Source organism: Thiocapsa bogorovii (genome assembly GCF_021228795.1).
GTDB classification, from domain to species: Bacteria; Pseudomonadota; Gammaproteobacteria; order Chromatiales; family Chromatiaceae; genus Thiocapsa; species Thiocapsa bogorovii.
Map to the genome: position 1 here is coordinate 14187 of NZ_CP089309.1, position 12447 is coordinate 26633.

Genomic DNA, 12447 nt, shown 5'->3' on the forward strand with positions numbered 1-12447 from the left:
CTGTGCCGGTTTCCACTGACCTTAAAACTGCAGGAATTGCCACTCGGGAGATAGCAGGACCGTTAAAGGCCCACCGTGGCCACAACCTGTATCGAGGCATGCGATTCTTCGTGTGACGTATGGTCGCCCGTGAGCTTGCGGATAGTGCCCGAAGACGAAGTGCCATCTCGTTTCGCCCATCTTTTCCAGATGCCAGGGGTTGGTGACCCTGATCCCGTTAATAACGGACCAAGCCGAATCGCATGGAATGCCAGCATGAGAGGCAACTATGTCGCCCGCAACGCAATATGACTCTAAGCTTCCAAGGAAATCCCGGTGGTCGGCGGGGAATGCCGAAAGCATCGCAGAAATCGACCTTGGCTTCTTATCCACATAGCTCCTCACAGTCGCGGCTCCCCCGCATGCTATAAAACTAGCGGGGGGGGTTGTACCATCCAGAAGTCCGCGTAGAGCGGCATCATGGTTACCTTCCAAGAAGGTCCAGTCCGGGCGTCGACCTTTCCAGTAAAGTAGTTGTTCTATGACGTTACGCGAATCTGGACCTCGATCGACGTAATCCCCGAGGAAAACGAGCCGGCGCCCACTTAGGCGACTATCCGCCAGTGCTGTTCTAAGTCGCGTCGCGTCGCCGTGAATGTCTCCTACGAATGCTAACTTTTGATTCATCATTGAGCCAATCATAGGGAAAGTTATTATCTCCCGGCGCAATGCTCTTTAAGAGTCGCGCCACAAGCCCCGACGTTAGGTCGGCCTCGCGAACTAACAGACCAAGGTCTGTGTATGGTATCCCTAAGGGAGTTCGCAAAGCCTCGGCGGTCAGCTCCAGGAGCATCCGATACTCCTCGAACCCACCTTCCCCGGACTTGACTGCCCTCACTGCACTAGCAATCGCACATCCGCGCTCAGCTAGTCGCCGCACCGAAAAACAGGGTTCCGTCAGCGCGGCCTCACCATAAATATAAGTACGTGCCGCGAAGACTAGCGCACGGTGCAAGCCAGAACGCCCTTCGTCATATGCTGAACTAGCGACATTGGTGATCGCGATCACGCCATGTAACTCGCGGTACAATTCGTCGTACCCGACTGGCTGGCAGTATTCCCTACGGATTCTATTTAAAAGATCTTGCTGATCGCGCAACGGAACACCGTCGCTAAGCAAGTGGAGTATAAAGAGGCTACCGTTTCGCGCAAGGTGCTGCAATTGTGATACGGTGTAGCACGCAAGCTGGATGTCGCCGCACCTTATGTTCGGTCTTCTTTGCTCGACAATAGCGAGAAGGTCGATATCACTGCCGGGCTCCTGCTCCCCTCTGGCTACGCTTCCGTACAAGATCAATGCGCGGCAAGGTTCAGCAAGACATAATGCCTGATCGAGGTCGACTACAAACTCCATCAGCGCACCGCCCTCTGCGCTAAAGCGCCAATGACAAGAGAGTACCAGAGCAATCCGAGGCCCGCATTCAAGGCCATCAGAATGCCATCCAAGTCTGACTGCGGATTGGTTGCGTAGACCGAATAGCCGAAGACAAGCGTATTGCTGAAACTCTTCACGAAAGCGGTGGGCAGACTGCCGAAGAAATCTTGCCACCCACCACTCGTTGCTAGCCAAGCATATGCCACGGAAAAGCCCGCGATTACGGCGAATAGGCCAGCGAATGCGCGCGCAGGACTTCGGCCCCAATCCGTAATGAGGCCTGCCAGCATCAGGAAGGCTTTATCTGTCTTGTATCGAAATCGACTGAGTAAGTACTTAAATTCTCGCCTCTTTTCTCGGATACGGACGCTTTTCGAGTCCATTCTTGTGACATAGGCGGCATTGGCAATGCGCCACTTTAGGTCTTGGAGCAGGAATTCTCGGTATGCTTCGGAATGCAGATCAATATCGCCGTTTCGTTCGTTTGACGAGAATATTCGCCACGCGAGGTTTGCCTTGTCCCGTAGAAGGCGATGTTGTTGATGGTCTTCCGTGTATGTTGGTGGTAGCGCTTCGACATTGGTCATGAGTGCCCCGATAAACGCTCTCGCGGGAATGCTCGTGCTCCCGAAAGATAGATGTTCCGCGGATGCCGACAGATTGATGAATTGGCAGTCAATAAACTGACACTCGTGGAAATGTACATGCAAGAAGTGCGATTTGCTAAAGGTACACTTTGAAAATTTCACAGAATTGAAAGTAGCACTCGTGAAGCGGCATCGCTCGAAGATCACGCTGGTAAAGCTGCACTTTTCGAGCGAAAAGTGACGAAACTCACATTCATCGAAAGTACCGTTACTCACATTTGCCGCATGGGCAGCTCCAGAAATACAGGAGTGACGACGACCAGTAGCGCTGCGCAACTCATCTGCAAATCCGGGTTGCCCGTCTAGGTCGATTTGCCACGCCATAAATTGGGGTGACGGAGACAGGTAACTGGCCTCCCAGAACTGCCCCCATTCGCCTGTTTGATTTGCGGTCATCTGTTTATCGGCCATAAACTTCATCCCGTCTCACACAGATAAAGTAGACAGAAAAGGGGCGCGGTGCAATAACGGCGCAGGGCAACAAGGTCCCGACAGCCACAGGTCAATCCGGCGCCACCAGTGGCCAGCAGCTCCAGTGCCCTGCGCTGCTTGGATTCATCCTTGCTCAGCCTCTATAGGATAACGTTGGAGTCGATGAAGCTACCGGGCATTGGCTTCGTCCCGATCGAAGACGAAGCTGCCGAAGTCCTTTCGGTAGAGCGCAAAAAAGGCCACTAATTCGGCCAACTTGGAGTCGTCGGCGGCAACCGCGGGAGCCTGGGGGTGGCGCGTCTTGAGATAGCCGGTGAAGTCCAGGAGCTCGGCCTGCTGGGCCGCGGACAGTTCGGTCGCTTCCTGGGCCATCAGATCGACGGCGCTCATGAGCGGACTCCGGGGATGGAATGGGTAGGCGATCGCGCCCAATCGGCGGCGACGCTTAACGATAGACCTCGTCATGGGAACCGATATCGAGCAGTACGATCTCCCGTTCGCTGACCTTGAGGATCAGGGTCAAGCGGTATGCGTGGGTGAGGCTGACCGCCTGGACGCCGGCGAGCACTCCAGTCAACCCGTGCATTTTGAGGCTTTGTTGAAACGGGTCTTGCCGCAGTTGCTCAAGCGTTTCTCTCAAAACTGCCTTGAGGTCCGGATGCTTGCGCAAGAACTTTGCTGCGCGACGCTCGAAATGCTGGGTCGTGACCAGCGCAAACGTCATTCCATGTCGTCCCGCCCGAGCCGCTCCATCAGCGCATCGACATCCTCGTAACGAGTCACGCGGCCGGCCTTCAGATCTCCAAGTGAGACGCGCAGACTGTCGTGGGCGGCGCCGGCCTGATCTTGGAGCAGTTCCTGATAGCGTTCCTCGGTCAGCACGACGTACTGCGGGCGATTGTTCTTGACAACATGCACCGGCCCCAGCCGTAGCGCCTCATCGACGGCTGAAATGCCGCGGCGCTTGATTTCTTTTGCTGGGATGCTGTTCATTTCAGGCTCCGATACCGGATTCAGTACCGATTTGAGCACCCCGACCGAGAACTGTCAACCACCCCCAATCTCATCTCTACTCGGTCGGCGACCGACCACGGCCCGTCGTTGTTGATGATGGGTCTTGGACAACACTACGTCCTGCGCGTCTGTCCGCTGCCGGACCCCGACGATCGCGATCCGCTTCCAATGACGTGACGTTGGGCATCGCAATGTACGGCAACGTACGGACGGGATGCCGAGCGAGCGATATCCTTTACCGATGACTGACACACCATCACTTGCTTCGCCGGGAATCAGAAAGTGGCTGCTCGCGGCAGTCGCCGTGACCGCTCTCGCGGCGATCGCCGTCTTCGCCTGGATGGCCTTGCGGCCTTCCGGCCCAGGCGTCGGCTTCGTCAAGGGGAACGGCCGCATCGAGGCCACCGAGATCGACGTCGCGACCAAGCTCGCCGGGCGGGTGCAGGAGATCATGGTCAACGAAGGCGACTTCGTGGAGGTGGGCCAGCCCCTGGCGCAGATGCGCATCGCGGTGCTCGACGCTCAGCATGACGAGGCCATGGCCCTGTCCCGGCAGGCCGTCACCGCCGTCGCCAGCGCCAAGGCACAGGTCGCCGTGCGCGAGAGCGATACGCTCGCCGCGCAGGCCATGGTTGGGCAGCGCGAGAGCGAACTGGATGCGGCGCAGCGGCGGTATGCGCGTTCCGAGACGCTGTCCGGAAAGGGGATGACGACCCGCCAGGTGCTTGATGACGACCGCGCCAGCGTGCATGGCGCCCAGGCGACGCTGGCCGGTGCAGAGGCCCAGGTGACCGCCGCTCAGGCGGCAATCACGGCCGCGCAGGCCGCGGTCGTCGGCGCCAACTCCGGCGTCGAGGCAAGCGAGGCGACGGTTGCCCGCGTCGACGCCGATATCGAGGACAGTCTGCTGAAATCCCCGCGCGCCGGGCGCGTGCAGTACCGCATCGCGCAGCCGGGCGAGGTGCTGGCCAGCGGCGGCAAGGTGCTCAACCTGGTCGACCTAGCAGACGTCTATATGACGTTCTTCCTACCCGAGACGGTGGTCGGCCGGGTGGTGCTGGGCAGCGAGGTGCACATCGTGCTCGATGCCGCGCCGCAGTATGTGATTCCGGCGCGGGTGTCTTATGTCGCCAGCACCGCCCAGTTCACGCCCAAGACAGTGGAGACGGCCAGCGAGCGGCAGAAGCTGATGTTCCGCGTCAAGGCGCAGATCGACCCTGCGCTGCTGCAAAGACACTTGAAGCTGGTCAAGACCGGCCTGCCAGGCATGGCCTGGCTGAAGCTGGATGCGCAGGCGGCGTGGCCGGCCAATCTTGAGATCAAGGTTCCGGATTGAGCGCGGCATTGAGCACGAGTGCGCCCGCGCTGCCCCTGATCGATCCACCGGGACGCGATGCACCCGCTCCGGTGGCCAGTGTGGTCGACGTCAGTCTGCGCTACGGCAAGGTCGTGGCGCTGGCCGACATCACCCTGGACATCCCAGCCGGGCGCATGGTCGGACTGCTCGGCCCGGACGGCGTGGGCAAGTCGAGCCTCTTGGCGCTGCTCGCCGGGGCCCGTGCCGTGCAGCAGGGCAGCGTGCACGCACTGGCCGGTGACATGGGCAGCCGCCGTCATCGCCGCCGCGTCTGTCCTCATATCGCCTATATGCCTCAGGGCCTGGGCAAGAACCTCTATCCGACCCTGTCGGTGGAAGAGAACCTGCAGTTCTTCGGCCGGCTGTTCGGCCACCCGGCCGCCGAGCGCCGCCGCCGCATCGACGAACTCACCCGTGACACCGGCCTGACCCCGTTCCTGGCGCGCCCGGCCGGCAAGCTCTCCGGCGGCATGAAACAGAAGCTCGCCCTGTGCTGCGCGCTGATCCATGACCCGGACCTGTTGATCCTGGATGAGCCGACCACCGGTGTGGACCCGCTCGCCCGCGCCCAGTTCTGGGACCTGATCGCGCGCATCCGCACCGGGCGACCGGGCATGAGCGTGATCGTGGCCACCGCCTACATGGACGAGGCACAGGGCTTCGACTGGCTGGTGGCCATGAACGCCGGCCGCGTGCTGGCCACCGGCACGCCCGCCGAGCTGCTTGCGCGCACCAGGACCGACTCGCTCGATGCCGCCTTCATCGCACTGCTGCCGGAAGCGCTGCAGCGGAGCCACCAGGCGGTCACCATCCCGCCCCTGGTCGCTGGAGACGAGACCGAGATCGCCATCGCGGCCAAGGATCTGACCAAGCGCTTCGGTGATTTCACTGCGGTCGATCATGTCAATCTTGCCATCCGCCGCGGCGAGATCTTCGGCTTCATCGGCTCCAACGGATGCGGCAAGTCCACCACCATGAAGATGCTGACCGGTCTGCTGCCGGCCAGCGAGGGCAGTGCATCCCTGTTCGGCGCCCCGGTCGACCCCAAGGACATCGCCACCCGCCGGCGCGTGGGCTACATGTCGCAGAGCTTCTCGCTGTATTCGGAGCTGACGGTGCGCCAGAATCTGGTGCTGCACGCGCGCCTGTTCCAACTGTCGGAGGCCACTATCCCGGCGCGGGTGGCGGAGATGATTCGCCGCTTCGGCCTGGAGGCGTCGGTGGATGCGCTGCCCGGCCGGCTGCCGCTGGGGATCCGCCAGCGCCTGTCGCTGGCGGTGGCCATGGTGCATCGACCGGAACTGCTGATCCTGGACGAGCCGACCTCGGGCGTGGACCCCATCGCGCGCGACCGCCTGTGGCAATTGATGATCGATCTGGCGCGCAATGATCAGGTGACGATCTTCATCTCCACCCACTTCATGAACGAGGCCGGGCGTTGCGACCGCATCGCGCTGATGCACGCCGGGCGCGTGCTCGTCACCGGCGTCCCCGCCGAACTGGTCAGCCAACGCGGCGTTGATACACTCGAACAGGCATTTATCGGCTACTTGAAAGACGCGGGCGCGTCCGGCGCGGCAACGTCCGAAGACGCCGTGCAAGCGGCGCCCCCAGTTGTCGAGCCGACCGCCGCACCCAAGCGAGGATTCCCCTTCAGCCTGGGCCGCGCCTGGAGCTACAGCCTGCGCGAGACACTCGAGCTGCAACGCGACCCGATGCGCGCCACCATGGCGCTGCTGGGCACGGCCATCTTGATGTTTGTCTTCGGCTACGGGATCAGCCTGGATGTGGAGGATCTCAGCTACGCGGTGCTCGACCGGGACCAGACCGGGTTGAGCCGCAACTACGCGCTCAACCTGGCGGGCTCGCGCTACTTCATCGAACATGCGCCGATCACAGATGACGCGGACCTGGAGCAACGCCTGCGCGCTGGCGAACTCGCGCTGGCGATCGAGATCCCCCACGGCTTCGCCCGCGACCTGGCGCGCGGGCATCAGGTGCAGATCGGCGCCTGGGTCGATGGCGCCATGCCGGTGCGGGCCGAGACCGTGCGCGGTTATGTGCTGGGCATGCACCAGGGCTGGCTGCAGGACCAGGCGACGCACCGGCTCGGTCAGGACGCCGCGGTCGGCCCGGCCACGATCGCGACGCGCTTTCGCTACAACCCCGACGTCAGGAGCCTGCCGGCGATGGTCCCGGCGGTCATCCCGATGCTCCTGCTGATGATCCCGGCGATGCTGACCGCGCTGTCGGTGGTGCGCGAGAAAGAGCTCGGCTCGATCATCAACCTCTACGTCACCCCGGTCACCCGCAGCGAGTTCCTGCTCGGCAAGCAGTTGCCCTATGTGGTGCTGGCGATGCTGAACTTCGCCCTGATGACCCTGCTCGCCGTCACCGTCTTCGGCGTCCCGGTCAAGGGCAGCCTCCTGGCACTGACGGCGGGGGCACTGCTCTTCGTCATCTTCTCGACCGGCTTTGGCCTGTTCGCCTCCACCTTCACCCGCAGCCAGATCGCGGCGATGTTCGTGGCCATGATCGGGACCATCATCCCGGCTGTGCAGTTCGCCGGGATGCTGAATCCGGTGTCCTCGCTCGAAGGTGTGGGTTATCTCATCGGCCAGGTCTACCCGGCCACGTACTTCCTGACCATCAGCCGCGGTGTCTTCAACAAGGGGTTGGACTTCGTCGGCCTCGAACCCGCGTTCTGGCCGCTGGTACTGGCCGTGCCGGTGATCCTGGGGCTGTCGATCCTCCTGTTGAAGAAGCAGGAGACCTGAACATGTCGCATGTCGCGACGATTTACCGGCTGGGCATCAAGGAGCTGTGGAGCCTGGCGCGCGACCCGATGATGCTGGTGTTGATTGCCTACACCTTCACGGTGTCGATCTATGTCGCGGCAACGGCGATGCCGGAGACCTTGCACAAGGCGCCGATCGCGATTGTCGATGAGGATGCCTCGCCGCTCTCGATCCGAATCGCCACCGCCTTCTATCCGCCGCGCTTTAATCCCCCGGCGATGATCCCGCTGGACCGCATCGATAGGGGCATGGATGCCGGGGACTACACCTTCGTGCTGGACATTCCACCGGACTTTCAGCGCGATGTGCTGGCCGGCCGCTCGCCAGCGATCCAGCTCAACGTCGATGCCACGCGCATGAGCCAGGCCTTTACCGGCAGCAGCTATGTGCAGCAGATGGTGTTGGGCGAGGTCAACGAATTCGTCCAGCGTTACCGCGCCAGCCCCGAATGGCCGGTGGAGCTGGCCCTGCGCGCACGCTTTAATCCCAACCTGGAGCAGTCCTGGTTCGGCGCCCTGATGGAGATCATCAACAACGTCACCATGCTGTCGGTCATCCTGACCGGCGCGGCACTCATCCGCGAGCGCGAGCATGGCACTATCGATCATCTGCTGGCCATGCCGGTGACGCCCGCCGAGATCATGCTGTCCAAAGTCTGGTCGATGGGCCTGGTGGTACTGCTGGCCGCGTCCATTGCCCTGGTGTTCGTCGTGCAGGGCATCCTGCGGGTGCCGATCGCGGGCTCGCTGGCACTGTTCCTGGTCGCCGCCGCACTGCATCTCTTCGCCACCACCTCAATGGCCATCTTCATGGCCACGCTGGCGCGCTCGATGCCGCAGTTCGGCATGCTCGCTGTGCTGATCCTGCTGCCGCTGCAGTTGCTCTCGGGCAACTCGACCCCGCGCGAAAGCATGCCGGAGTTGGTGCAGAACCTGATGCTCGCCGCCCCCACCACCCACTTCGTCGCCAGCAGCCAGGCCATCTTGTTCCGCGGCGCCGGCCTGTCGGTCGTCTGGCCGCAGTTCCTCACATTGCTCCTGATCGGCGCGGTGCTCTTTACCATCGCGCTCAATCGCTTCCGCAGGACCATCAGCCAGATGGCGTGATGTGGACCTGATGCTCAAGGGTCTGCACGCCATCGTCTGGCGCCCGCGGGTGCGGCAGGCCTGGATGCCAATTGAGGGAGTGTGTGCTGCCGTACAGACCGCCCGTCGTCACGCGGCTAGTCTCGCAGTGGGTTGAAGAAGGAGTCGGACGCTTCGAACCGGGATCGCTGCTCGGTTTCCAGCGACTCGATCAGCGCTTGCCGGTGCGGACCGATTCGGCAGCGAGGCGACGCTGTAGTGTGATCGACTGGAGGACTGACCATGAACTATCGTACTGCGCTGTGAAGACATACCTCGACTGCTATCCTTGTTTCCTGCGCCAGGCATTGAGCGCGGCTCGCCGCGCCCACGCCTCGGTGGAACTGCAGCGACACATCCTGCTGGAAACCATGGACCAGCTCCGCGCCCTGCCGGCGGACGCAGCGCCACCCGTGATGGCGGAGCGTATCCACCGGATGGTCCGGCGCCTGACCGACACGCCCGACCCTTATGGTCAAAGCAAGCGGGACGCCACGGTGCAAGCAATGACACTGCTCCCCGCATTGCGCGAGCGTGTGCGCACCGCCCCGGACCCGCTGGAGACCGCCGTGCGCATCGCCATCGCCGGCAACATCATCGATGATGGCGCGGCGGAAGAATACGAACTGCAATCGACGTTGGCGCGGGTGCTCGAACAGCCCTTTGCCATCGACGGCATGGCGCGGTTGCGCCAGGCGCTGAGCGAGGTCGACACCATCCTCTACCTGGCCGACAACGCCGGTGAAACGGTCTTAGAGCGCGTCCTGATCGAGACCATCGCCCTGCCAGTGACCTACGTGGTCAAGGGGGGAGCGGTCATCAACGATGCGATCCGGGAGGACGCTCTGGCCGCGGGTCTGGATGCGGTCAGTACCATCATTGACAACGGTTCTGATGCCCCTGGCACCCTGCTGGAACACTGCTCCCCCGCGTTTCGCGAGCAGTTTGCGCAAGCGCCGCTGATCATTGCCAAAGGCCAGGCAAACTACGAGACACTGAGTGAGACCCGGGCGCCGGTATTCTTTCTCCTCCAGGCCAAGTGTCCGGTCATTGCCGACGATCTGGGTGTTCCGATCGGCAGCGTGGTGCTGAAGGCGCCGGTGGGGATGAGCTAATAGGTCAACGACCACTTACTGAAGACCGGAGACAGAGACATGCCAGAATTCGGATCACCATTCTCCGGGTTGGCTAAACAACGACTCACGGAGACGGAACTCGTGAGAGCCATTCGCTTCGTGATTGCCGCGGAATATGAAGCTATTCAGTTGTACATGCAGCTTGCCGAATCGACCGACAACCGGCTGGCGCTGGTTGAAGGCCAGCATTTCACCCTGCACCCGGCGTCGGTCAGCCTGCTTGGCTGCGACGCCCACCACCCGGATCGGCGAACGATCGAGCTGTGGAACGAGAGAAGCTCGGATCACTGGGCGAATGCACCTACGGCAGATTCCTGCGCACCTTCCTGTTGCCGTCGAACGCCGATGCGGAGAAGGTCGACGCATCCTTCAATCACGGGGTGCTGAAGCTCAGCATCGCCAAGACCGCCGAGAGCAAGGCGAAGAAGATCGAGGTCAAGGCCGAGTGACCGGGTCCGGGCCGATCCCGGCGGGACGGGCCCGGAGCGCGGTGCACCGGGCATATTCGTAAGGAGGATCAGACTTGAACACGCGCGAACGCATCAGCCAAGAGCTGTGGTCAGACTATCTCGATTGGGTCACGGCAAAATACCGTGGCAGACATGTGTCCTTGGACGTCGTCGGCCAGTCATCGGAATGTCCCGAGACAACCGGAGAGCTGGCGCCGGTGTTCGTCAACTTGAGCGATGCGCCCTTCCTGTCGGTGGAATATGAACCGCTAAACAAGGGCGACGCGATAGTCATCTCGGCGGGAGAGAATGAAGTGTCTTACGAGCACGCCGTCGAGGCGCCCGTGGAGCTGACGGCGAACTTGGCCCCGGACGGACGTCTGGACTCGCTGGAGATCCTGGATCGGAACGGCGCGCGCACGAAGCTGAACTTTTTCTGAGGGATAGGCAGCGTGCGCACGGAATCATCGGGTTCGACCCAGTGATTCGATTCCGGGCGATCCTGATTGATCCGGCGAGGCGGTGCGCGGCGACCACGCCATCGCCAACAACGGTTGCGCCCCTGATGCCGGGCGCCGGAATCATCCCTACTCGCCGTGCTGGCCCTGGCCACGGGCGCCGGGCACGACCGGCCCAGGTTTTCCATCGGGTTCTTTGCCGAGGCGATCGGCATTGGACTTGCCGTGGGCATCCCGCTGACCCTCACGGGTACCTGGCTTCTGCGCCTGTGCAAGGCCCGAGGCAGGATCACAGAGACCTGGCGGCAGCTGCCGGTGGTGGCCGTGGCCTTCTCGTCCTTCGCCGCGCCTCAGGAGCTCGGCGGCAGTGGCCAGCATCGTGTTCGGATGCCAAGTGAGGGAGTGTGTGCTGCCGTACAGACCGCCCGTCGTCACGCGGCTAGTCTCAAGGTTGGTTGAAAAAGGAGCCGGACGCTTGGAACGGGGTCGCTACCCGGTTTCCGGCGACTCGATCAGCGCTTGCCGGTGCGGACCGATTCGGCAACGCGGCGAGGCTGTAGTGCGATCGACTGGAGAACCGACATGACCTGCAATCGCCGTATAGGCGACCTTGTTATCACTCAGGCAGTAGAGTCCCGGCAGCAGCCGGCGTTGAAGTGCTGCGCCGGCGACGATGCGAACCGCATCGCGGCGCAGCCGTCCTTGCCGCCTTGGAAGCGCCGCAACGGTTCCGCAACACAGGGCCGTCACGCGCGCGCAATGGATGCCGCGGGACTCCCGGCATGAAGGTCTGCCTTGTCCGCCATGGTGAAACCGCCTGGTCGCTCACCGGCCAGCACACCGGGTTGACCGACCTCGCCTTGACGCCGCACGGCGAGGATGAGGCGCGTGCGCTCGCGCCACGCTTGCGCCTCATGGACTTTACCCATGTCCTGGTCAGCCCCCGCCGGCGTGCGCGCCAGACCTGTGAACTGGCCGGTTTCGGTGATGCGAGCGAGATCGAGCCGGATCTGTCGGAATGGGATTACGGCGACTACGAGGGCCGGCGCTCCGCGGACATCCGCAACGATGTCCCAGGCTGGAACATCTGGCGCGACGGTTGCCCGGGCGGCGAATTGCCGGCCGATGTCAGCGCCCGAGCCGACCGGGTCATCGCGCGGCTGAGCAAGATGCACGGCACGCTCGCGGTCTTCTCGCATGGTCAGTTCGGCGCAGCCCTCGCGGCGCGCTGGATCGGGCTTGCGCTGGTTGAAGGCCAGCATTTCACCCTACACCCGGCGTCGGTCAGCCTGCTTGGCTTCGACGCACACCACCCGGATCGGCGAACGATCGAGCTGTGGAACGAGAGATGCTCGGACGCGATTCGATTGCGCGAGCAGTGAACGTCCAACCGGGACACGACATGCCCTCAAGCGCTTGCGTGGCGCCCATGACCCAATGCTGTCGAGGAGCCAGATCACATGCGCACGACATCGAATGCCTATCTCGTGGGTGGGGGAATCGGTTCCCCGGCGCGTTCATGATCCGCGACGCTCATCTGACGGGCGAGAACATCACGATCTTCGAGGCCGCATCCGTCCTGGGTGGGAGTCTGGATGGCGCGGGAGCTGCCCCGGCC

13 protein-coding genes and 1 pseudogene are annotated in these 12447 nt (G+C 62.5%); 8 read left to right on the top strand and 6 right to left on the bottom strand.

Features of this window, described 5'->3' with window-relative positions; all coding sequences use genetic code 11:
- Nucleotides 1–21: 21 nt before the first annotated feature.
- The 6 genes from LT988_RS25435 to LT988_RS00085 form a co-directional block, all read right to left on the bottom strand.
- Nucleotides 22–681, bottom strand: coding sequence for a metallophosphoesterase (locus LT988_RS25435; RefSeq protein ID WP_408648027.1), 660 nt, complete (start codon nucleotides 679–681; stop codon nucleotides 22–24).
- A complete protein-coding gene (gene halB, locus LT988_RS25440; protein WP_408648028.1) occupies nucleotides 611–1393 on the bottom strand; it encodes an anti-phage Hailong system nucleotidyltransferase HalB in 783 nt (260 codons plus the stop codon). The genes LT988_RS25435 and halB overlap by 71 nt, the downstream gene beginning before the upstream one ends.
- Complete coding sequence (gene halA / locus LT988_RS00070) at nucleotides 1393–2472, bottom strand: anti-phage Hailong system effector protein HalA (RefSeq protein ID WP_232408249.1); 1080 nt, start codon at nucleotides 2470–2472, stop codon at nucleotides 1393–1395. The genes halB and halA overlap by 1 nt, the downstream gene beginning before the upstream one ends.
- 189 nt (nucleotides 2473–2661) lie before the next feature.
- Nucleotides 2662–2883, bottom strand: a complete 222-nt coding sequence (locus LT988_RS00075; RefSeq protein ID WP_232408250.1) for a hypothetical protein — start codon at nucleotides 2881–2883, stop codon at nucleotides 2662–2664.
- A gap of 55 nt (nucleotides 2884–2938) precedes the next feature.
- Nucleotides 2939–3217, bottom strand: a complete 279-nt coding sequence (locus LT988_RS00080) for a type II toxin-antitoxin system RelE/ParE family toxin (protein ID WP_232408251.1) — start codon at nucleotides 3215–3217, stop codon at nucleotides 2939–2941.
- Nucleotides 3214–3486, bottom strand: coding sequence for a prevent-host-death protein (locus LT988_RS00085; protein WP_232408252.1), 273 nt, complete (start codon nucleotides 3484–3486; stop codon nucleotides 3214–3216). The genes LT988_RS00080 and LT988_RS00085 overlap by 4 nt, the downstream gene beginning before the upstream one ends.
- A 262-nt stretch (nucleotides 3487–3748) precedes the next feature.
- On the opposite strand from LT988_RS00085, the gene LT988_RS00090 reads away from it, so the two are divergent.
- From LT988_RS00090 to LT988_RS25445, 8 genes and pseudogenes are all read left to right on the top strand, one after another.
- Nucleotides 3749–4843 (top strand): HlyD family secretion protein, encoded by a 1095-nt coding sequence (locus tag LT988_RS00090; protein ID WP_232408253.1) that lies wholly within the window; start codon nucleotides 3749–3751, stop codon nucleotides 4841–4843.
- The gene (gene rbbA / locus LT988_RS00095) at nucleotides 4840–7641 is read left to right on the top strand and encodes a ribosome-associated ATPase/putative transporter RbbA (RefSeq protein ID WP_456300845.1); all 2802 of its coding nucleotides are present in this window, start codon (nucleotides 4840–4842) and stop codon (nucleotides 7639–7641) included. Before LT988_RS00090 ends, rbbA begins: the two co-directional genes overlap by 4 nt.
- Nucleotides 7642–7643: 2 nt before the next feature.
- Nucleotides 7644–8768: an ABC transporter permease gene (locus tag LT988_RS00100; RefSeq protein WP_232408254.1), complete on the top strand. Its 1125-nt coding sequence runs from the start codon at nucleotides 7644–7646 to the stop codon at nucleotides 8766–8768.
- A 281-nt stretch (nucleotides 8769–9049) separates the two neighbouring features.
- Nucleotides 9050–9901 (top strand): damage-control phosphatase ARMT1 family protein, encoded by an 852-nt coding sequence (locus tag LT988_RS00105; RefSeq protein WP_232408255.1) that lies wholly within the window; start codon nucleotides 9050–9052, stop codon nucleotides 9899–9901.
- Between the two features lie 284 nt (nucleotides 9902–10185).
- A complete protein-coding gene (locus tag LT988_RS00110; RefSeq protein WP_232408256.1) occupies nucleotides 10186–10371 on the top strand; it encodes an Hsp20/alpha crystallin family protein in 186 nt (61 codons plus the stop codon).
- Nucleotides 10372–10445: 74 nt separating this feature from the next.
- Complete coding sequence (locus LT988_RS00115; protein WP_232408257.1) at nucleotides 10446–10811, top strand: DUF5335 family protein; 366 nt, start codon at nucleotides 10446–10448, stop codon at nucleotides 10809–10811.
- Nucleotides 10812–11611: 800 nt separating this feature from the next.
- Nucleotides 11612–12211 carry a histidine phosphatase family protein gene (locus LT988_RS00120; protein ID WP_232408258.1) on the top strand — a complete coding sequence of 200 codons (600 nt, stop codon included), beginning with the start codon at nucleotides 11612–11614 and terminating at the stop codon, nucleotides 12209–12211.
- Between the two features lie 137 nt (nucleotides 12212–12348).
- Nucleotides 12349–12437, top strand: a pseudogene (locus LT988_RS25445) (oleate hydratase); the annotation flags it as partial.
- Nucleotides 12438–12447: the final 10 nt, after the last annotated feature.

Coding starts and splice junctions, on each gene's coding strand:
- LT988_RS25435 (WP_408648027.1), bottom strand. CDS start 681: ATGATTGGCTCAATGATGAATCAAAAGTTAGCATTCGTAGGAGACATT.
- halB (WP_408648028.1), bottom strand. CDS start 1,393: ATGGAGTTTGTAGTCGACCTCGATCAGGCATTATGTCTTGCTGAACCT.
- halA (WP_232408249.1), bottom strand. CDS start 2,472: ATGGCCGATAAACAGATGACCGCAAATCAAACAGGCGAATGGGGGCAG.
- LT988_RS00075 (WP_232408250.1), bottom strand. CDS start 2,883: ATGAGCGCCGTCGATCTGATGGCCCAGGAAGCGACCGAACTGTCCGCG.
- LT988_RS00080 (WP_232408251.1), bottom strand. CDS start 3,217: ATGACGTTTGCGCTGGTCACGACCCAGCATTTCGAGCGTCGCGCAGCA.
- LT988_RS00085 (WP_232408252.1), bottom strand. CDS start 3,486: ATGAACAGCATCCCAGCAAAAGAAATCAAGCGCCGCGGCATTTCAGCC.
- LT988_RS00090 (WP_232408253.1), top strand. CDS start 3,749: ATGACTGACACACCATCACTTGCTTCGCCGGGAATCAGAAAGTGGCTG.
- LT988_RS00100 (WP_232408254.1), top strand. CDS start 7,644: ATGTCGCATGTCGCGACGATTTACCGGCTGGGCATCAAGGAGCTGTGG.
- LT988_RS00120 (WP_232408258.1), top strand. CDS start 11,612: ATGAAGGTCTGCCTTGTCCGCCATGGTGAAACCGCCTGGTCGCTCACC.